The sequence below is a fragment of the Pseudomonas sp. EU05-FHT14B02 genome (assembly GCF_058791055.1).
Genome location: NZ_JBYTDD010000018.1, coordinates 40,976 through 59,796, shown reverse-complemented (window position 1 = coordinate 59,796; position 18,821 = coordinate 40,976). Strand labels below are relative to the sequence as shown.

At 61.0% G+C, this 18,821-nt stretch carries 20 protein-coding genes; 10 read left to right on the top strand and 10 right to left on the bottom strand.

Going from position 1 to position 18,821, the window contains the following annotated elements:
* Window positions 1–173: 173 nt before the first annotated feature.
* Both AC3WTM_RS17465 and AC3WTM_RS17460 read right to left on the bottom strand, forming a co-directional pair.
* Complete coding sequence (locus AC3WTM_RS17465; RefSeq protein WP_492587625.1) at window positions 174–929, bottom strand: HvfC family RiPP maturation protein; 756 nt, start codon at window positions 927–929, stop codon at window positions 174–176.
* Window positions 922–1,764, bottom strand: a complete 843-nt coding sequence (locus tag AC3WTM_RS17460) for an HvfB family MNIO-type RiPP peptide maturase (protein ID WP_102672645.1) — start codon at window positions 1,762–1,764, stop codon at window positions 922–924. The genes AC3WTM_RS17465 and AC3WTM_RS17460 overlap by 8 nt, the downstream gene beginning before the upstream one ends.
* Before the next feature lie 347 nt (window positions 1,765–2,111).
* On the opposite strand from AC3WTM_RS17460, the gene AC3WTM_RS17455 reads away from it, so the two are divergent.
* Together AC3WTM_RS17455 and AC3WTM_RS17450 are read left to right on the top strand one after the other, a co-directional pair.
* Entirely contained in the window at window positions 2,112–3,158 is a 1,047-nt protein-coding gene (locus AC3WTM_RS17455; protein WP_102672665.1) for a class I SAM-dependent methyltransferase, read from the top strand.
* 139 nt (window positions 3,159–3,297) lie between these two features.
* Window positions 3,298–4,140 carry an NAD-dependent protein deacetylase gene (locus tag AC3WTM_RS17450; RefSeq protein WP_102672646.1) on the top strand — a complete coding sequence of 281 codons (843 nt, stop codon included), beginning with the start codon at window positions 3,298–3,300 and terminating at the stop codon, window positions 4,138–4,140.
* Between the two features lie 33 nt (window positions 4,141–4,173).
* On the opposite strand, the gene AC3WTM_RS17445 is transcribed toward AC3WTM_RS17450, so the two are convergent.
* The gene (locus tag AC3WTM_RS17445) at window positions 4,174–5,070 is read right to left on the bottom strand and encodes a LysR family transcriptional regulator (protein ID WP_102672647.1); all 897 of its coding nucleotides are present in this window, start codon (window positions 5,068–5,070) and stop codon (window positions 4,174–4,176) included.
* A gap of 175 nt (window positions 5,071–5,245) precedes the next feature.
* Between AC3WTM_RS17445 and AC3WTM_RS17440 the strand changes: the two genes are divergently transcribed.
* Genes AC3WTM_RS17440 through AC3WTM_RS17430 form a run of 3 tightly spaced genes read left to right on the top strand, consistent with a single transcriptional unit; the run spans window position 5,246 to window position 7,839 of the window.
* The gene (locus AC3WTM_RS17440) at window positions 5,246–5,944 is read left to right on the top strand and encodes a CoA transferase subunit A (protein WP_008063052.1); all 699 of its coding nucleotides are present in this window, start codon (window positions 5,246–5,248) and stop codon (window positions 5,942–5,944) included.
* A 36-nt stretch (window positions 5,945–5,980) separates the two neighbouring features.
* The gene (locus AC3WTM_RS17435; protein ID WP_008021761.1) at window positions 5,981–6,646 is read left to right on the top strand and encodes a CoA transferase subunit B; all 666 of its coding nucleotides are present in this window, start codon (window positions 5,981–5,983) and stop codon (window positions 6,644–6,646) included.
* 11 nt (window positions 6,647–6,657) lie between these two features.
* Entirely contained in the window at window positions 6,658–7,839 is a 1,182-nt protein-coding gene (locus tag AC3WTM_RS17430) for an acetyl-CoA C-acetyltransferase (protein ID WP_102672648.1), read from the top strand.
* Between the two features lie 237 nt (window positions 7,840–8,076).
* Here AC3WTM_RS17430 and AC3WTM_RS17425 read toward each other — a convergent pair whose 3' ends face one another.
* The gene (locus AC3WTM_RS17425) at window positions 8,077–8,607 is read right to left on the bottom strand and encodes a chalcone isomerase family protein (protein ID WP_173677984.1); all 531 of its coding nucleotides are present in this window, start codon (window positions 8,605–8,607) and stop codon (window positions 8,077–8,079) included.
* Between the two features lie 166 nt (window positions 8,608–8,773).
* Here AC3WTM_RS17425 and AC3WTM_RS17420 point away from each other — a divergent pair, with 166 nt between their 5' ends.
* Together AC3WTM_RS17420 and AC3WTM_RS17415 are read left to right on the top strand one after the other, a co-directional pair.
* Window positions 8,774–9,568, top strand: coding sequence for a hypothetical protein (locus AC3WTM_RS17420; protein WP_102672649.1), 795 nt, complete (start codon window positions 8,774–8,776; stop codon window positions 9,566–9,568).
* Between the two features lie 138 nt (window positions 9,569–9,706).
* A complete protein-coding gene (locus tag AC3WTM_RS17415; protein WP_102672650.1) occupies window positions 9,707–10,273 on the top strand; it encodes a DcrB/PsbP domain-containing protein in 567 nt (188 codons plus the stop codon).
* A 3-nt stretch (window positions 10,274–10,276) separates the two neighbouring features.
* On the opposite strand, the gene AC3WTM_RS17410 is transcribed toward AC3WTM_RS17415, so the two are convergent.
* The 3 genes from AC3WTM_RS17410 to AC3WTM_RS17400 form a co-directional block, all read right to left on the bottom strand.
* Complete coding sequence (locus AC3WTM_RS17410; protein ID WP_102672651.1) at window positions 10,277–10,993, bottom strand: alpha/beta hydrolase; 717 nt, start codon at window positions 10,991–10,993, stop codon at window positions 10,277–10,279.
* 182 nt (window positions 10,994–11,175) lie between these two features.
* The gene (locus tag AC3WTM_RS17405; protein ID WP_102672652.1) at window positions 11,176–12,288 is read right to left on the bottom strand and encodes a succinylglutamate desuccinylase/aspartoacylase family protein; all 1,113 of its coding nucleotides are present in this window, start codon (window positions 12,286–12,288) and stop codon (window positions 11,176–11,178) included.
* A gap of 192 nt (window positions 12,289–12,480) precedes the next feature.
* Window positions 12,481–13,260 (bottom strand): ABC transporter substrate-binding protein, encoded by a 780-nt coding sequence (locus tag AC3WTM_RS17400; protein ID WP_102672653.1) that lies wholly within the window; start codon window positions 13,258–13,260, stop codon window positions 12,481–12,483.
* A 330-nt stretch (window positions 13,261–13,590) separates the two neighbouring features.
* Here AC3WTM_RS17400 and AC3WTM_RS17395 point away from each other — a divergent pair, with 330 nt between their 5' ends.
* Complete coding sequence (locus AC3WTM_RS17395; RefSeq protein WP_102672654.1) at window positions 13,591–14,232, top strand: type 1 glutamine amidotransferase; 642 nt, start codon at window positions 13,591–13,593, stop codon at window positions 14,230–14,232.
* A gap of 17 nt (window positions 14,233–14,249) precedes the next feature.
* Here AC3WTM_RS17395 and AC3WTM_RS17390 read toward each other — a convergent pair whose 3' ends face one another.
* Window positions 14,250–14,684: a rhodanese-like domain-containing protein gene (locus tag AC3WTM_RS17390; protein WP_102672655.1), complete on the bottom strand. Its 435-nt coding sequence runs from the start codon at window positions 14,682–14,684 to the stop codon at window positions 14,250–14,252.
* Between the two features lie 101 nt (window positions 14,685–14,785).
* Between AC3WTM_RS17390 and ftrA the strand changes: the two genes are divergently transcribed.
* Window positions 14,786–15,814, top strand: coding sequence for a transcriptional regulator FtrA (gene ftrA / locus AC3WTM_RS17385; protein ID WP_102672656.1), 1,029 nt, complete (start codon window positions 14,786–14,788; stop codon window positions 15,812–15,814).
* A gap of 63 nt (window positions 15,815–15,877) precedes the next feature.
* Here ftrA and cobF read toward each other — a convergent pair whose 3' ends face one another.
* Both cobF and AC3WTM_RS17375 read right to left on the bottom strand, forming a co-directional pair.
* Window positions 15,878–16,633 (bottom strand): precorrin-6A synthase (deacetylating), encoded by a 756-nt coding sequence (gene cobF, locus AC3WTM_RS17380; RefSeq protein WP_102672657.1) that lies wholly within the window; start codon window positions 16,631–16,633, stop codon window positions 15,878–15,880.
* Window positions 16,633–17,205, bottom strand: a complete 573-nt coding sequence (locus AC3WTM_RS17375; protein ID WP_102672667.1) for a histidine phosphatase family protein — start codon at window positions 17,203–17,205, stop codon at window positions 16,633–16,635. The genes cobF and AC3WTM_RS17375 overlap by 1 nt, the downstream gene beginning before the upstream one ends.
* Window positions 17,206–17,769: 564 nt before the next feature.
* Here AC3WTM_RS17375 and AC3WTM_RS17370 point away from each other — a divergent pair.
* Window positions 17,770–18,786 carry an arginine N-succinyltransferase gene (locus AC3WTM_RS17370; RefSeq protein WP_102672658.1) on the top strand — a complete coding sequence of 339 codons (1,017 nt, stop codon included), beginning with the start codon at window positions 17,770–17,772 and terminating at the stop codon, window positions 18,784–18,786.
* Window positions 18,787–18,821: the final 35 nt, after the last annotated feature.

Sequence of the window (18,821 nt, the reverse complement as noted above, 5' to 3'; positions counted from 1 at the left end):
TGTAGGTCGAAGCGAAGCCGACCGGAGGCGATGCCCCCCGGATGAATGCCTCAGTGTGGGGCCGAGTCCATACATAATGGCGAAACCGCCAGCCGCCGTTACCGCAGTAACGGATATGTACTCATATCAACCAAGAACCTGGTCGGCCCAAAGGCCGCCAAGTTCAAAGAATATCAACCAACACCAACAACTCCCTCCCTATGCATCTGCCGCAACAACACCACCCCACCCTCCAGAAACTCCGAAGCCCCCACCGCCCCCGCCTCGATCGCCAGTCCTTGCAACTGCTCACGCCCGGTCAACTCGGGAAACTCGCCAATTCGCAGCAACAACCGCCACGCCAACGGACTCAATTCAGAAAACCTCACACTCCAATCCTCGGCGCGACGCACCAGCAACAAGGTCGGCTGAGAAGGCGCCACTTCAGGCTGGTAATCCGGCCCCACCCTTTGCACCGGCCAGGCATACGCCAACGGCCAGGCCAGCGGCGAAACCCGCAAGGGCCGATCCAGCAGCAACGCGGCATCACCACCCACCAGAAGCTCGGCGTCAGACTGTTGCAGCGCCATTTCCACCCACTCGTAATGCGCCAGCTCAACCATGAACGGCGGCCACGGCCCCTCACTCAGCGCCTGAGGCCCGGCCGCAAGAAACTCGACAAACTCCTGGGCGATCTCACCGAATTTCGGCGTGCGGGCGCGGTAGTCCCGCAGAAAGATCCGCACCAGCGAACGCCAGTGCTCGTCACCCAGAATCTTCACCAACACCGGAAAGGTGCCACTGAGCAGCGAAGACAGGTTGGCGAACACCAGATCGCGATAAACCAGGGCCCGCACCGGGTCCATTTCGGTGGGTGGCCCGTTGCGTTCAGGGTCGCGCAGGTACAGGCCCATGGTGGTTTGTTGATGCAAAAGACTCGACTTACCCACGGTTCACGCCCTCCTGTTGCAGACGGCGAATGGTCTGCAGTTCCGCCACCAGTTCAGCGAAGACGGGAAAGTTGAAATCCCGCTCCAGCAAGGTCGGTTGCGCACCGAACCGGGCATAAGCCTGGGCCAGCAACGACCACACCGCCGGTTTGACCGAAGCGCCATGGGTGTCGATCTTCAAGGTGTCAGACTCATCGAAATGCCCGGCAATGTGCATCGCCACCACCCGCCCCGAATCGATGCCAGCCAGGAACGCCTGCGGATCGAAGCCGTGGTTGATCGAATTGACGTACACGTTGTTGACGTCCAGCAACAGGTCGCAATCGGCCTCGCGCAGCACTGCATTGGTAAAAGTCACCTCGTCCATGTCCTGTTGAGGCGCGGCATAGTAAGAGACGTTTTCCACCGCCAGGCGTCGCCCGAGAATGTCCTGGGCCTGACGGATACGCGCGGCGACGTGGTGCACCGCCTCTTCGGTAAAAGGCAACGGCAACAGGTCGTACAGGTGACCGTCATCGCTGCAATAGCTCAAATGCTCGCTGTAGAGCGGCACGTTGTAGTGATCGAGAAAACCTCGGATTTCCTGCAAAAAACTAACGTCCAGCGCCGACGGCCCGCCCAGGGACAGGGACAAGCCGTGACAGGACAATGGATAGCGTTCCGCCAGGGCGCGCAATGCCGCGCCGTGGGCACCGCCGATGCCGATCCAGTTTTCCGGTGCGATTTCCAGAAAGTCGAAATCGCCTGCTGGTGCGGCCTGGAGGTCTTTGAGTAAACCGCGACGCAGGCCAAGCCCTGCGCTGGCCTTGGCTACGGGGGGAATGGAGGTCTGCATGGTGTCGATCTCACAAGATGTTCAAGGACGCGAGCCGGTGCCCGCCATGAGACAGAGTTAATCGAAAGGGTGTATCGGGACTGTGTTCGGCTGGGGCCGGAACTAGAGGTCACTGTGTCGAAAAGGGGTCTGGATACAGTGGGATACAAGCCCGCTCCCACAGGGTCGTGTACCGGCAGAAAAAACGTTGTTTTCGTCGCGCCAGACCGCGCGGTACAAGGCCCGAACTAAACTTACTGCACACAGGGTCCGCTTGGTGCCCTGCACATTCCCACGACCACCGCCCAGCGGCGCCCCCTCGCCAGTCAATGCCTCTGGAACGTGATCCCGCTGAAGGAGCACACATGATGGACGAGGCCAGACTCAACGATTTCATGGGCAAACTGGTTAATGACATGGGCGGCGCGGCGATGCTCGCCAACGTCATCCTCGGCGAAGAACTCGGCCTATACCGGGCGATGGCCGACAGTCAGCCCATAACCCCCGAAACCCTTGCCGAGAAAACCGGCTGCAACACCCGCCTGCTGCGTGAATGGCTTAGTGCCCACGCCGCCTCAGGTTACATGGAACACCAGGACGGCCAGTTCCGCCTGCCCGAAGAGCAAGCCATGGCTTTGGCAAAAGAAGACTCACCGGTTTATGTGGCGGGCGGGATCAGCGTGGTTGCGTCGTTTTTCCATGACAAGGACAAACTGCTCAACGCCATGCGCGGCAACGGCGCCCTGCCCTGGGGCGATCACCATCCGTGCATGTTCAGCGGGACCGAACGCTTCTTCCGCCCCGGCTACAAAGCCCATCTGGTCGCCGAATGGTTGCCGGCCCTCGATGGCGTGGTGGCCAAACTGGAAGCCGGGGCCAAAGTGGCGGACATCGGCTGCGGCCATGGCGCCTCGACGGTGATCATGGCCCAGGCGTTTCCGGATTCGCGCTTCGTCGGTTTCGACTACCACGCGCCATCCATTACCGTTGCCACCCAACGGGCCGAAGAAGGGGGTGTATCCAGCCGGGCCAGGTTCTTTCAGGGCACGGCCAAAAGCTACCCCGGCAGCGACTACGACCTGATCTGCTACTTCGATTGCCTGCATGACATGGGCGACCCGGTCGGCGCGGCCAAGCATGCCTATGAGTCGTTGAAGGACGACGGTACGGTGCTGCTGGTCGAGCCCTACGCCAACGACTTGCTCGACGACAACGTCAACCCGATCGGACGCCTGTTCTACGCGGCGTCGACCTTCATCTGCACGCCCAATTCGCTGTCCCAGGAAGTCGGTCTCGGACTCGGCGCCCAGGCCGGTGAAGCGCGTTTGCGCAAGGTGTTCAGCGAGGCCGGTTTCACCCGTTTCCGCCGGGCCACGGAAACACCGTTCAACCTGATCCTGGAGGCGCGCAAATAATCCCTGCCGCCGTCTGTAGGAGCAGCCGGTCGACGCTCGATTGCTCGCGATAAACGCGATCACGCCGTGGGGTGTCAGGCTTACAGTGTTATCGTTGACGACCATCGCGAGCGAGCTCGCTCCTACAGGCCTGCACAGCATGTTCGACAATCTGATCCATGAACAGCTCGATCGCCTCCATCAGCTCATGGCGGATCAGCCGTTTGCCGTGCTGACCGGGGCCGGTATCAGCACGCCTTCGGGCATCCCGGATTATCGCGACAGCCAGGGCGTGCGACGGGGCCGGCAGCCGATGATGTACCAGGAGTTTCTCTCGGCCCCGGAGTCCCGGCGACGCTACTGGGCGCGAGCGATGCTCGGCTGGCCGAGGGTGCGTCTGGCGCAGCCGAACGAAGCCCACGACACCCTGGCTCGTTTGCAAGGCACGCGGCAGATCAGTGGGTTGATCACCCAGAACGTCGACACCCTGCACGACCAGGCCGGCAGCCGTGACGTGATCGAACTCCACGGCAGTCTGCACCGGGTGTTGTGCCTGGATTGCGGCCGGCACAGCGAGCGCGATTCGATCCAGCACTTGATGGAAACACAGAACCCCTACCTGGCAGGCGTCGACGCGGTGCAAGCGCCGGACGGCGACACCTTGCTCGACCCGGCCTTCGAGGCACGCTTCCAGGTCCCGCACTGCCCGCATTGCGCCGGGGAACGGATGAAGCCGGATGTAGTGTTTTTTGGCGAGAACGTCGCACAGGCCACGGCGGCGAAAGCGATGGCCGCCGTCGAACAGGCTGCCGGGCTGTTGGTGATCGGCTCGTCGCTGATGGCTTATTCGGCGTTTCGCTTGTGCCGGGCGGTGGTGGATCAGGGCAAGCCGTTGATTGCGATCAACCTGGGCAAGACCCGGGCGGACGAGATTCTGGACTTGAAGATCGAGGGGTCGTGCGAGCGGTTGTTGCCAATATTGGCGAATTTACTTGGCAACTGACGAAGCCCGATCCCACAAGGTCCCCCATACAACTCAAGAAAATCGCTGCCCAAGGTTTTCCGCTTTCAGCACATCAAACATCGCCTGCGCCGCCGCCGACAACTCGCCCCCCGGCAACGTCAACACCCCCAGCGCCCGCTCCACCACCGGGTCGCGCAAGGTGATGCAACGCGCCCCCAGTTCACGCATCTGTCCCGCGCACAAGGCCGGCACCGCGCTCACGCCCAGGCCACTGGCGACCATGCGCCCGACCGTCGCCAGTTGATGGCTTTCAAATTCCACCGGCAGCTTCATCCCGCGGGCCTGCAGATGCTCTTCAAGCATGACTCGCACAGTGGACGGACGCTGCAAGGTAATGAAAGGCTCCTTGAGCAGGGTCTGCCAGTCGATGTCATCGAGTTCGGCCAGTGCCGAATCCAGAGGCACCACCGCGACGAAACGGTCGATGTACAACGAAGTGAATTGCAGCGACGAACTCTGGGTCGGTTCAAAGGCCACTCCCAGCTCCACCTGGCGGTCACGGACCATTTCCAGCACCTGCTCGTTGATCACGTCATTGACCGTCACGTTGACATTCGGATAACGGGCGCGGAAGGTCTTGAGGATCGGCGGCAGCAGGTTGCCGGCGAACGATGGCATCGCCGCCAGGGTCACGCGACCGCGCTGCAGGGTGAAGCGTTGACGCAGTTCATCCTCGGCATTATCCCAGTCGGCGATCAACCGGCGCGCCAGCGGCACCAGGGATTCACCTTCGGCGGTGAGTGCCACGTTACGCGTGTTGCGGGTGAACAAGCGCCCACCCAGGCCCTCCTCCAGCGCCTTGATGGTCAGGCTCAGGGCCGATTGCGACAGGTGCAGGCGCTCGCAGGCCACGGCGAAACTCAGGCTCTGGGCCACGGCCAGAAAGGCGCGGATCTGCTTGACGGTCATGGGACAAAGCTCCGGTTGTAAACTACAGGTTCTAGGCTGCAAAAGACTGGGTTGCACATTATTGAGCTTTATCAATCAATTCGCTCTAAAAAACAACTTAACAAATGAATCTCGCAGCGAGACACTCCATCCCATTCGGCTAGCCAGCCGCCCACAAAGAATAAAAGAGGTGCATATGGCAGGTTTCGACAAGCGCGTGAGTTCCTACGAGGAAGCTCTGGCAGGTCTTGAAGACGGCATGACCGTGATCGCCGGCGGCTTCGGCCTGTGCGGGATTCCGGAGAACCTGATCAACGAGATCAAGCGCAAGGGCACTCGCGACCTCACCGTGGTTTCCAACAACTGCGGCGTCGACGGTTTCGGCCTTGGCGTACTGCTGACCGACCGCCAGATCAGCAAAGTGGTCGCGTCCTACGTCGGCGAAAACAAGCTGTTCGAAGAGCAACTGCTCAAGGGCGAAATCGAAGTCATCCTGACCCCGCAAGGCACTCTCGCTGAAAAAATGCGCGCAGGTGGCGCCGGCATCCCGGCGTTCTTCACCGCCACTGGCGTTGGCACACCTGTCGCCGACGGCAAGGAAGTGCGCGAGTTCCATGGTCGCAAGTACCTGATGGAAGAATCCATCACCGGCGACTTCGCCATCGTCAAAGGCTGGAAAGCCGACCATTTCGGTAACGTGATCTATCGCCACACCGCCCAGAACTTCAACCCGCTGGCCGCCACCGCCGGCAAGATCACCGTGGTCGAAGTCGAAGAAATCGTCGAACCCGGCGAGCTGGACCCGGCGCAGATCCACACCCCTGGCATCTACGTCGACCGGATCATCTGCGGCACGTTCGAGAAGCGCATCGAACAGCGCACCGTGCGTAAGTGATCCCCTGCCCCCGGACCGAATGAAGGAATAACGACAATGGCACTTTCCCGCGAACAAATGGCTCAACGCGTCGCCCGCGAAATGCAGGACGGCTTCTACGTGAACCTGGGCATCGGCATTCCGACCCTGGTCGCCAACTACATCCCTGAAGGCATGGAAGTCATGCTGCAGTCGGAAAACGGCTTGCTGGGCATGGGTCCTTTTCCTACTGAAGACACCATCGATGCCGACATGATCAACGCCGGCAAGCAAACCGTGACCGCACGTATCGGTGCTTCGATCTTTTCCTCGGCCGAGTCCTTCGCAATGATCCGTGGTGGTCATGTCGACCTGACCGTGCTGGGCGCCTTTGAAGTGGACGTGCAAGGCAACATCGCCTCGTGGATGATCCCCGGCAAACTGGTCAAGGGCATGGGCGGCGCGATGGACCTGGTCGCTGGCGCAGACAACATCATCGTCATCATGACCCACGCATCCAAGGATGGTGAGTCCAAGCTGCTGTCCCAATGCAGCCTGCCGCTGACCGGCGCCGGGTGCATCAAGCGTGTACTGACCGACCTGGCCTACCTGGAAATCGAAAACGGCGCGTTCATCCTGAAAGAACGTGCGCCGGGCGTCAGCGTCGAAGAGATCGTCGCCAAGACCGCAGGTAAACTGATCGTGCCGGACCACGTGCCGGAAATGCAGTTCGCTGCCCAGTGAGGAATCATTCCATGCAAGAAGTCGTCATTGTTGCCGCCACGCGCACCGCGATCGGCAGTTTCCAGGGTTCGCTGGCCAATGTGTCCGCCGTCGACCTGGGCGCTGCGGTGATCCGCCAGCTGCTGGCACAAACCGGCCTGGATCCTGCGCAAGTCGATGAAGTGATCATGGGCCAGGTGCTGACTGCCGGCGCCGGGCAAAACCCTGCGCGCCAGGCCGCCATCAAGGCCGGCTTGCCCTTCGCCGTGCCGGCCATGACCCTGAACAAGGTCTGCGGCTCCGGTCTCAAGGCCTTGCACCTGGGTGCCCAGGCGATTCGCTGCGGCGATGCCGAGGTGATCATCGCCGGTGGCCAGGAAAACATGAGCCTGGCCAACTACGTCATGCCCGGTGCCCGCACCGGCCTGCGCATGGGCCACGCGCAAATCGTCGACACCATGATCAGCGATGGCTTGTGGGACGCGTTCAACGATTACCACATGGGTATCACCGCCGAGAACCTGGCCGAGAAATACAGCCTGAGCCGCGAGCAGCAGGACGCGTTCGCCGCCGCCTCGCAGCAGAAAGCCGTGGCCGCCATCGAAGCCGGGCGCTTCGTCGATGAAATCACGCCGATCCTGATCCCGCAGCGCAAGGGCGATCCGCTGTCCTTCGCCACCGACGAGCAGCCACGGGCCGGCACCACCGCCGAATCCCTGGGCAAACTCAAAGCCGCCTTCAAGAAGGACGGTTCGGTGACCGCCGGTAACGCTTCGTCACTGAACGACGGTGCCGCCGCAGTGATCCTGATGAGCGCCGAAAAAGCCAAGGCCCTCGGCCTGCCGGTATTGGCGAAAATCGCCGCCTACGCCAACGCAGGCGTCGACCCGGCGATCATGGGCATCGGCCCGGTATCGGCCACTCGCCGCTGCCTGGACAAGGCCGGCTGGTCCATCGACCAACTTGACCTGATCGAAGCCAACGAAGCCTTCGCCGCGCAATCGCTGGCCGTGGCCAAGGACCTGGAATGGGACTTGAACAAGGTCAACGTCAACGGCGGCGCCATCGCCCTGGGTCACCCGATCGGTGCCTCGGGTTGCCGCGTGCTGGTGACCCTGCTGCATGAAATGCTCAAGCGTGACGCCAGGAAAGGTCTCGCCACCCTGTGTATCGGTGGTGGTCAGGGCGTGGCACTGGCGCTCGAACGGGCTTAAGCCAACAGCGTTCAACAGACGGCGCGGGGACCCACGAAGATCCGTGACCGCCTGGAAAAACACCCGGTGCGATGCAAGTCGCACCGGGTTCTTTTTTGCCTGCGTTTTTTCAGTTAAACCACGTCATTGTTCTTCGCGAGCAAGCCCGCGAAGGGGCCGGTTCTGTCACCCTGGAAACTGCAGAATCAACCAACTGATCACCACAAACCTCGGGCCAGCTCCGGCAAAATGCAAAGTCTATGGGGCCACGCCCAACAACTGCTGACGCAACTCGGGGTTGCCGGTACGCGGATCGAGCCAGATGGCAAAAAACGCCTTGGCGAACTGCAGGTCCTTCACATCACGCAGCAACTGCTGACCGAGAAAAAACCGTACGCCCTGCCCCGGCAGATAGACACCGGTCAGCCGCGTGCCGGCCTGTACGTCAACGAACGACTGTTGCATCTGTACCTGCCAGGACGCCAGTTGCTCGGCACTGACCGAAGTGCCGGCGAGTCGCTTGATTTCCCTGACGCTGGCATTCACCAGGTCATCACGGGAAATGCTGCGCTGGTAGATCAGCTCCAGGGCGAACGGCTGATCTTTCGCCAGGGGTCGCGAAGTACTCCAGAGCCGTGCGCTGTAGACATCGAAGCCGTACTTGCGAAACTCACCACTGCCGAGGATTTGCGCACCGGGCAGCGAGTCCTGCCAATTGGCCAGGGCCTGGCAGCTCATCAGCACAAACAGCCACAGACCATGGCACAAGGGTGAACGTTGGCGTTTCAAGTTGAGCCGTCCTCATCATGGGATGCCTTGATAAACGTTTGTGCAAAAGAGCCTTTCGTAGAACTTCAGAAAATCTCTATTTTTGTATACAAAATCTACATACACATAAAGCAATCTACCCGCTGCAATGTTACCGTTGCCACCTCATAAGGTCGGAGACGTGCGCGTGTTGATCCTCAAACTGCTGGTGATCCCAGGCTTCCTGCTGCTGATTTCCCTGGCTGGCAAACGCTGGGGGCCGAGCGTGGCCGGTTGGTTGTCGGGGTTGCCGGTGGTGGTCGGGCCGATCCTGTTGTTCCTCGCCCTCGAACAAGGCCAGGTGTTCGCTGCGCAATCGGCCACCGCCGCGCTGTCAGCCATGTTCGCGATGATTGCGTTTTGCGTGAGCTACGCCCAAGTCGCACAACGGGCCGGATGGCCGTTGGCGCTGTTGATCTCGCTGTCGGTCTGGGCACTGGTGGCGGTTGTTCTGTCGTTGATCCCGGCATCCCTGGTGTTTTCGGTGTGCGCCGCCGTTACCGCCCTGCTCGCCGCACCTTACCTGTTCCCCACTGTGCAACCCGTGCTCAGTGCCCCGGCGCCGAAATCCGACAAGCTCCTGTTGCGCATGGCGGCCGGTGCATTGCTCACCCTGGTGGTGACACTGCTGGCCAGCACCGTCGGTGACCGCTGGAGCGGCCTGCTGGCAGTGTTCCCCGTATTGGGCAGCGTGATGGCGGTGTTCTCCCAGCAAACCCGTGGCCCGGCCTTTACCGCCGCGCTGCTGCGCGCCACTGCCACCGGCATGTACTCGTTCGCCGCCTTCTGCCTGGTGTTGGCCCTGGCCTTGCCGACGATGGGAATGAACGCCTTTGTGCTGGGCGTCGCGGTATCGGTGGCCATGTTGGGCGTGACCAAACGCCTGCTGGCGCGGCCAGCCGGCCCGGCGACTGACACTCAAAGAGCAGCCATCAAACGCTAAGCTGCATCGGCTCATCGAGCTGCCCTGAGCATAGGTGGGTGTTCAGCCAAGGTGACCGCTGGGTAGAGCACGCTGGAATGCATCGCAACCTCCATGGGATGATCGCGCCCCACCGCGCGCACATTCCTGGAGATTCCGATGTCATTGTTGAGTAAAAAAGCCCTTGTACTGCTGCTGGCAGCCGCTACCGGCCTTGGGGCTTTGAATGCACAGGCCGCCAAGGCCACTTCCAGCGATGCGCCCGCCCATAAAGTATCCATGCTCGGCAGCAAGTTCACCTTCAACCTGCCCAAGGGTTTCGTCGCCAACCCGCTGCCGGCCAGCCCGGACGGTGCCAGCGGCACCCTCTACAGCAATGAAACCACCAAGACCGTGGTGATCGCCGCTGAAAACACTCTACCCAACGGTATCAGCGTCAAGGACAACGACGGCGGGTTCCTCGACGGCACCGTGGCCGATTTCGATGCGGCGCAACATAAATCCCTGCCCGACTACAACAAGCTCAGCGAGAAAGCCCTGACCCAGAAAACCGGCCTGGGCCTGCGCCAGATCGACGGCACCGCCACGCAGGGCGGTGGCATGACCCTCACCACCACGCTGATGGCCGCATCCGGCACTCGCATGGCGGTAATCCAGGTGATTTCCCGCCCCGGCGACATGGCGGCCCACGAAACCCTGGTCAAGCAGATCGTCAGCAGTAAATGAATGTCAGGGGTTGAGACGCTGCAACCAGGCGCTCAAGTCCTGTATCTCTTCGGCGCTGATGCTGTGACCGACACCGGGGTAGCCGTGGAACTCGGGTTCGAGTGACACGCTCTGCAGCAGGCTGTTGGCTTCAGTACCGTCGCTGTAGGGAAGGCGTTTGTCCTGCTCGCCATGACCGATGAAAATAGCCAATGACTGGCGTTTTTCATCCGGTTGGAGCTCGGACTTGAGCACCGGCAGAATCCGTCCGCTCAACGCAGCGATCCCGCCTAGCGCCTCGGGATGCCGCAGGCCTGTTTCGTAGGTCATGATCGCGCCTTGGCTGAAGCCGACCAGGAACACCTTCTCGGGTTCAGTGTGATATTTCTTCGTGGCCTGTGCGACGAAATCCAGCAACAACTGGCCGCTGGACTTCAGATCATCGGTCTCGCCGTTGTAGGCCCCTTCGCCCTTCTTGCGAAACCACTGATAGCTGCCCGCCTCCATCACCAAGGGTGCCCGTACCGACAGGTAGGTGTAGGACGCGGGCAAGTCATCCTTGATGCCGAACAGGTCCTGCTCGTTACTGCCGTAACCGTGGAGGAAAATCACCAGGGGTTGATGGTTCGAATCGGCGTTGGCCTGCTCCAGGTACTTGAGCGGCAAGTCGGTTTGCAGCGGGGCTTGAGCGTGGACAGCGGTGGATACCAGGAGCGTGAGCAGCGCGAGAATCTTCAACATGGGTCTTCCTTCACTGAATGCAGGATTCGCGCAAGAGCCTAACACTGTGCAGTAGACAGGAACATCTCAGGCGTGGCCGATGCCGCCTTCGCGAGCAAGCCCGCTCCCACAGGGAACGCGTAAACCCTGTGGGAGCGAGCCTGCTCGCGATGAGGCCAGTACAGACAAAGAAAATTCCGGGCTCAGTCGTTGATCAACTTGCCCACCCGAATCGGCTCACGCCCGGCGACCTTCGCCTGCCAGCTGCCTGGCTGGGTGTAGCGCCCACGGTCGATGGCAAACAGCACACCACTGGTGCCGGCCTGCACGGTGGTGACCTTGTCGTTCAACGGGTCGACCACCTCGAACAGTGCATCGCCTTTCTCCACCCACTCCCCAGCCTCGCGCAGGAAGCTGACCACGCCGTGATGCGGGGCGAACAGATATTGGGTGCCTTCGAATGGCATGCCCTCACAGCATTCTGCCGGTGCCGCCGGCCAAGTGCCGCAGATGAATCCCTGCTCGGCGAGGAACCCGAGAATGGCCTCGCAATTGGCCTGGGCCTGATTGACGCGGGTGTCTCCCATGCTGCCCAGTTCCAGGGTGGTCGCCAGGTTGGCCGGTGGAATCGCTGCCGCCGGGAACGCCCTGGCCAGACGCAACCATGGCGAAGAACAGGATTCATCGAACGAGCTGCCGCCGGAGTCTTCACACAACAACGCCACGCCGGCCTGCAAACGCGCCGCCAGGGATTGCCACTGCGGCCAGTGCTGCGGCAACGCGTAGATGTGGATCGCCGCATCGAAATCGCAATGCAGGTCGAGGGTGATGTCGGCGTCGCAGGCATGGCGCAGCAACAGGCGGTGCATGGCTTCCAGCTGCGATGCCGCTGCCGGCAAGCTGTCGAGGACCTGGCCCATGGTCTGGCGAATCAACGCAATGTTGGCCTGGGCATCGCTGCCGAGACGATCACCGATCAACGCGGCCACCGGCGCACTGAGTTCGACGAACGAGCGGTTGAAATTCTTGCCGCTGCCCAGCTCGAAACGCCCCATATGGCTGCCTTGCAAGTGCTGGTCGAGGCCAATGGGATTGGCCACCGGCACCAGTTCGATCACACCTTTCAATTGCCCCTGTTGTTCAAGTTCGGCCAGGCGTTTTTTCAACTCCCAGGCCGTGCGCATGCCCGGCAATTCGTCGGCGTGCAGGCTGGCCTGGATATACACCTTGCGTGTGCCCGCGCCATAACGAAATACGCTGAGGGTACGCTCGCTGCCCAAGTGGCTCCAGGGCAGTTTGTGATCGATGCGTTGCATATAAACTCCTGAAAACAGAGAAACCTGTGGGAGCGAGCTTGTTCGCGATGGCGTTCATTCAGTCGAAGCCATTTTGCCTGACCCACCGCTATCGCGAGCAAGCTCGCTCCCACAGGTATCTTCTTCGCTGAAAAAATTGCACAAAAAAAGTGGCAGCCGCGTCAACGGCTACCACTTTCTTGAACGGCTCGCTTACTCGCCGTAAACGTCAAACTTGAAGTACTTGTCCTGCACTTGCTTGTACTTGCCGTTGGCGCGGATTTCGGTGATGGCGGTGTTGAACTTGTCCGCCAGTTCCTTATCGCCCTTGCGCACGGCAATGCCTGCGCCGCCGCCGAAGTATTTCGGATCGTTGTACTCAGGGCCAACGAAGGCAAAACCTTTACCGGCGTCGGTTTTCAGGAAACCGTCGTCCAGGTTGACCGAGTCGGCCAGCAGCGCGTCAATGCGGCCGGAGACCATGTCCAGGTTGGCTTCCTGCTGGGAACCGTAGCGCACCAGGACAATCCCCGCCGGTTGCAGCACTTCAGTGGCGAAGCGGTCGTGGGTACTGGCGCGCAGCACACCGACTTTCTTGCCCTTGAGTTCGGTCAGCGGGTCCTTGACGTCGCTGCCTTCCTTCATCACGAAGCGCGCCGGGGTGTGGTAGTACTTGATGGTGAAATCGACGTTCTTCTTCCGGTCGTCAGTGATGGTCATGGACGACAGGATGGCGTCGATTTTCTTGACCTTCAGCGCAGGGATCAGGCCGTCGAACTCTTGCTCGACCCAGGTGCACTTGACTTTCATCTGCTCGCACAGCGCATCGCCGATATCCACGTCGAAACCGGTGAGTTTGCCGTCAGGGGTTTTCATCGAGAATGGCGGGTAGCCGGCTTCGATACCGATGCGAATCGGCTTGGCGTCTTCGGCCACGGCGGTCAGGGACAACATCGACAGTGCCAGGGCACCGAACATCACTAGCTTCTTCATTTTTAACTCCTGTGTGCGGAGGCTTTTATTGGCAGCTTCGATTGGCAGCGCTCGGTCATCGCTTCGTGAGCGGGAACCGAAGTGGCCGGCAGTCTAGAGCGGCTATAGGAGGGCAAATTACGCCGAGGCGACAATTATTTATAGAAAAGTGGCGCCCGTGGAGAGACGTGAAGGTGAACGCGCCATGACGGTGCAAAGTCTGTCAGACATATCGCAATTTCACACCAGACCTACAGACTTTCCGGCTCCATCCGACAGAATGGGACGGCTGGCGATGCCCGGTGTTTTGCGGCACATTGAGCGCCCTTGCGTCCCATCGAGAGTAGCGTGATGCCCACGTTGAACCTGATCCAGCACCACTGCGCCGAAGGTCCGGGCGCCATCGCCATCTGGGCCGAATCCCGAGGGCTGACGCTGAAGGTGTTTCGCGCCGACCTCGACCAATTGCCGCCCGTCAGCGCCGATCCCGTGATCCTGTTGGGCGGGCCTTATGAATCCAATGCCGGCCCGGCCTGGCTGGAAGCCGAACGGCAATGGCTCAGAGGCACGCTGGATCAGGACGCGGCCGTGTTCGCCATATGCCTGGGGGCACAGTTGCTGGCGCTGAGCCTGGGCGGGAATGTACGGCGGATGGACCGGACCGAAACCGGATGGACCACCGTGACCTTTATCGATGGGAAAACGCTGAAAGTGCTGGAGTGGCACGAAGACGCCATCGACCTGCCGCCTGCCGCGCAACTGTTGGCCAGCAGCGAGCACTGTGTGCAGCAGATGTACCGCGCCGGGCCGGCGCGGCTGGGGTTGCAGTTTCATCCGGAGTGGAACGCCGAGTCGGTGACCCTGCTCAATGCGCATTTTGGCGATGAGTCACCGTTGCCACGGGGGCCGCAGGACGGTGCTGCCTACGCCGACGTGTTTACGTGGTTGCAGGCAACACTGGATGAGTGGTGGGCGGCCTCCAAGCCACACTGATCAATGGCGCTTGAAGATCAGCATTCGCAACCGATCGCGGCATTCGCCGGCCGTTGCACCTCGACGCTCAACTCAAACCCTTCATCCAGCCATCCGGTCACGCCGCCAATCATCTCCTTCACCGGATAACCCAGGGCCGCCAGCTTCACCGCCGCCTTGTTGGCGCCGTTGCAGTGAGGCCCGGCGCAATAGACCACAAACAGACTGTGTTTCGGATAACCCGCCAAAGCCTCGGCGCTCAGCAAGCGCCGGGGAATATTGATCGCTCCCGGTACATGCCCGCGTTCGAACGCCAGCGGACCCCGAACATCCACCAGAATGAAATCGACTTCGTCAGCCTGCTGGCTGCCGTAGACGTCGGAACAATCGGTTTCGAACGTCAGACGGTTACTGAAATGCATCAGGGCGATGGCCGATGGGGCGGCGGGAATTTCGCGAACCAGGCTGGTCATGGGCTGTACTCCAAAGAGGTGGTGGGTGTGGAAAGACTTTATCCGCCAGCCACTTGCGGCTACAGTGGCGCACAAGACACTCACCGGGAATTTTCCGCCAAATGCAGCCCACCCCAGGAATGGTCGCGATTCTGGCCTACGACGGCCTGTGCACGTTCGAGTTCGGCATTGCCGTGGAGATCTTCGGCCTGCCACGACCTGAATTCGATTTCCCGTGGTACGAGCATCGTATCGTCGCGGTCGATCAAGGTCCGATGCGGGCCATGGGCGGCATCCTGGTACTGGCCGATGGCGGCATGGAATTGCTCGCCGATGCCCGCACCATCATCATTCCCGGTTGGCGCGACCGCAGCGCCACGGTGCCAGCAGAACTGATCGCTGCTTTGCGCCAGGCCCATGCCCGGGGGGCGCGGTTGCTGTCGATCTGCTCCGGTGTTTTCGTCCTCGCCGCCACCGGGTTGCTCGATGGGCACGGTGCGACCACGCACTGGCGCTATACCTCGGAACTGGCCGAGCGGTTTCCCGGCATCCTCGTGGACCCGGACGTGCTGTATGTCGATTCAGGCCAATTGATCACCTCCGCCGGCAGCGCGGCAGGCATCGATGCCTGTCTGCACCTGGTGGCGCGGGATTTCGGCACCCAGGTGGCCAACTCCGTGGCGCGACGCCTGGTCATGTCGCCGCAACGCAGCGGTGGCCAGGCGCAATTCATTCCGACGCCGGTCAGTCCTGCACCGCGCAGCGATCTTTCCCGCGTCATGCAGTGGGCACGTGAGCGTTTGCACGAGCCGCTGGAGGTGCGCGACCTGGCCAGCGAGGCCGCGATGAGTGAACGCACCTTCCTGCGCCGCTTCACCGAAGCCAGCGGCCAGTCACCGAAAACCTGGTTGCAGCACGAACGTCTGGGCCGGGCCCGTGAACTGCTGGAAAGCAGCGACCAGAACACCGAGCAGATTGCCGAACGCTGTGGTTATCGCTCGGTGGAAAGTTTCCGGGTGGCGTTTCGAACGGTGGTTGGCGTGCCGCCTTCGGTATATCGGGAGCGGTTTGGGCGTGGGGTTACCACTTTACCTTCGGTTGACCTTCAAGGCTCCATCGCGAGCAGGCTCGTTCCCACACCGATGGTGTGAACACTGAAAATCCACTGTGGGACCGGGCTTGTTCGCGAAGGCGTCGGCCCGGTCAACGACTGATCAGGGTTTTCGCAGCAGATAGGTATCCATGATCCAGCCATTGGTCAACCGCGCCGCCTTGCGCACCCGTTCGATTTCATCCGCAACATCCTTGAGCTTGCCGCTGATCAGGATTTCATCCGGCGTCCCCAGATAGGCCCCCCAGTAAATCTCGGTGTCCTGATCCACCACCTGATGGAAAGCATCCTGGGCATCGAGCATCACCACCAGGCTGTCGGCATCGCTCACCTGCCCTGCCGCCAGGCGCCGGCCGGTGGTGATTTCAACGGAGCGGCCAATCCGGTTGAGCGGCACCTTGTGTTGTGCCGCCAATGCCTGGACGCTGGTAATCCCGGGAATCACTTCGAACTCGAACCCACAGGCGCCCGAGGCCTGGATCGACCGAAGGATACGGATGGTGCTGTCGTACAGCGCAGGGTCGCCCCACACCAGAAAACCACCACACTGGCTGTCGGATAACTCTTCATTGATCAGCCGTTCAAAGGTCTGTTGTTTCGCCAGGTTCAAGTCGTCGACACTGGTCTTGTAGTCCACCTCACCGCGCTCACGCTCGGGGCTGTGGGCTTCGACAAAACGGTAATCGTGGCCGGTGATGTAGCGCTCGCAGATTTCGCGGCGCAGATCGATGAGTTTGTCTTTGCTCTGGCCCTTGTCCATGAGAAAAAAAACATCGACCTGATTCAGCGCCTTCACGGCCTGCATCGTGATGTAGTCGGGGTTGCCGGCACCGATCCCGATGACCAGGAGTTTTTTCATCACAGCAGGCCCTCGGTATCGATGCCCGGAAAGCGCAGCCGCCAGCGGTCATGGAACCTCAACTCGACGGCCGACAGGGGTTCGACGTCGATCAGGTTGGACGCGCCCCCCTGCAACACTTGCGTCAGCGCGGCGCGGATGACAAAGGGATGAGTAACGGCAACGATGTGCCCCGGCGTCGATTGCAAGGTTGTCAGCCAGGCGCCCACCCGCTCGCCCAGTTGCACCAGCGACTCACCACCGTGGGGGGCCAAAGCCGGGTCGTCCAGCCAATGCTGGAGCGCCTGGGCTTCGGTTTTTTGCAGATCGCCGATGCGCTCACCACTCCAGCGCCCGAAATCGCAGTCCCTCAAGGCGTCGACAATCTGCGGCGCGTTGGCGAACAGTTCAGCGGTTTGCCGGGCGCGCAACTCCGGAGCACAGACAAGGCATGGAGCGCCCTTGAACTGATTGCGACGGGACAGCCTGAGCGCTTGCCAATCCATCTCCAGAGGCTCGTCCAGAGGAAAGCGCGCCAATTTCTGTGCGACGGTTCGAGCGTGGCAAATCAGGGTTAAACGGGTTGCCTGCACCAGCAATCACTCCAGGGATGGAAAGGAACGACGGCGTCAGGTGACCGCCATCGCGCAATTGTGCCGCAAGAAAGCTGGCCCGGGTGGTGTTTAATTTTCCTGCTTGAAACGGATTCCTTCAGTCATTTCCTGCGTGATTTTCTGTCATGGCTGACCACAATGCAGGCAATCGCCTACAACATTTTACGACATCGGCGTAGCCCCATAGTACAGGCACTCCGCACCTTTTCCGGGCACGAGCAGACCACGCGAAAATTCACTAGACAGGCAGTACGCGATGATTAAATACTCCTTTCAACGGATTGTTAAAACACGTGCCACACCCATCCAGCAGGAGCCCGGATGCCTTTACTCGAATACCCGATCCAAGCGCCTGCCCAGGCACCACCTCCGACCGAACCGCCTGCTCCTCGTTTAATGCGGTCCATCCCAATAAACATCCGATAAGAAAAATCGTGGCGCCTGACAACGTTCAGATGACCACCGATTTAATGTGTGGAAAAACCGACAGTGATAGTCAGGTTCGGCTCAAGCCGCCGAATCGTTTGATACAGGAGTGTCTCCATGCTGGTCTTGCGTCCAGTCGAGTTGGCCGACCTGCCCCAGTTGCAGAGGCTGGCCCGTGAAAGCCTCGTGGGCGTCACGTCCCTGCCCGACGATAGCGAACGGTTGCGCGGAAAAATCCTCGATTCCTGTGCCTCGTTCGAAAAGGATGTGCAGGCTCATGGCCCGGAAAACTATTTCTTTGTACTCGAAGACCTGACGACACGGCACCTGGCCGGCTGCTCGGAAATCCTCGCCACGGCGGGTTACAACGAGCCGTTCTACAGCCTGCGCAACCGGCACTTCACCAGTTCCTCGCGGGAACTGAACATCGAGCACGGCGTACCGGCCCTGTCGTTGTGTCACGACCTCAGTGGCCACACCTTGCTGCGGGGCTTCCATATCGATGCCGCGAGAGTGCGCAGCGCGCATTCCGAACTGCTGTCGCGGGCGCGCCTGTTGTTTATCGCCGCCCACGCCCGGCGTTTTTCCGAAACGGTGATCACCGAGATCGTCGGTTACAGCAGTGACGAAGGCCACTCGCCATTTTGGGACGCCGTGGGCAAGCATTTCTTCGACTTGCCCTACGCCGAGGCCGAACGGCTTTGCGGTCTGCAGAGCCGCACCTTTCTCGCCGAGCTGATGCCGCAGTATCCGATCTACGTGCCCATGCTGCCCCAGGCGGCACAGGACTGCATCGGCAGCATCCACCCCGATGGCCAGGAAGCCTTCGATATCCTCGAACGGGAAGGCTTCGAGACCAACAGTTACATCGATCTGTTCGATGGAGGCCCGACGCTCTATGCGCGCACCTCGGGTATTCGCTCCATCGCTCACAGCCAGTGCGGCATAACGCAGCCTGGCCCGGTGATCGACACCCGCGGCAGCTTTCTGGTGAGCAACGAGTCCTTGAAGGATTACCGAGCCATCGTCGCCGATCTTGATTACCTCCCCGGACAACCCGTGACCCTTGACGCCGCCATGTGCACGGCGCTGAAGGTGACCGAGGGCAGCCCCGTCAGGCTGGTGGCCCTGTGAACACCCGCCAGATTCAACGCCCGAGCACCCGCGCA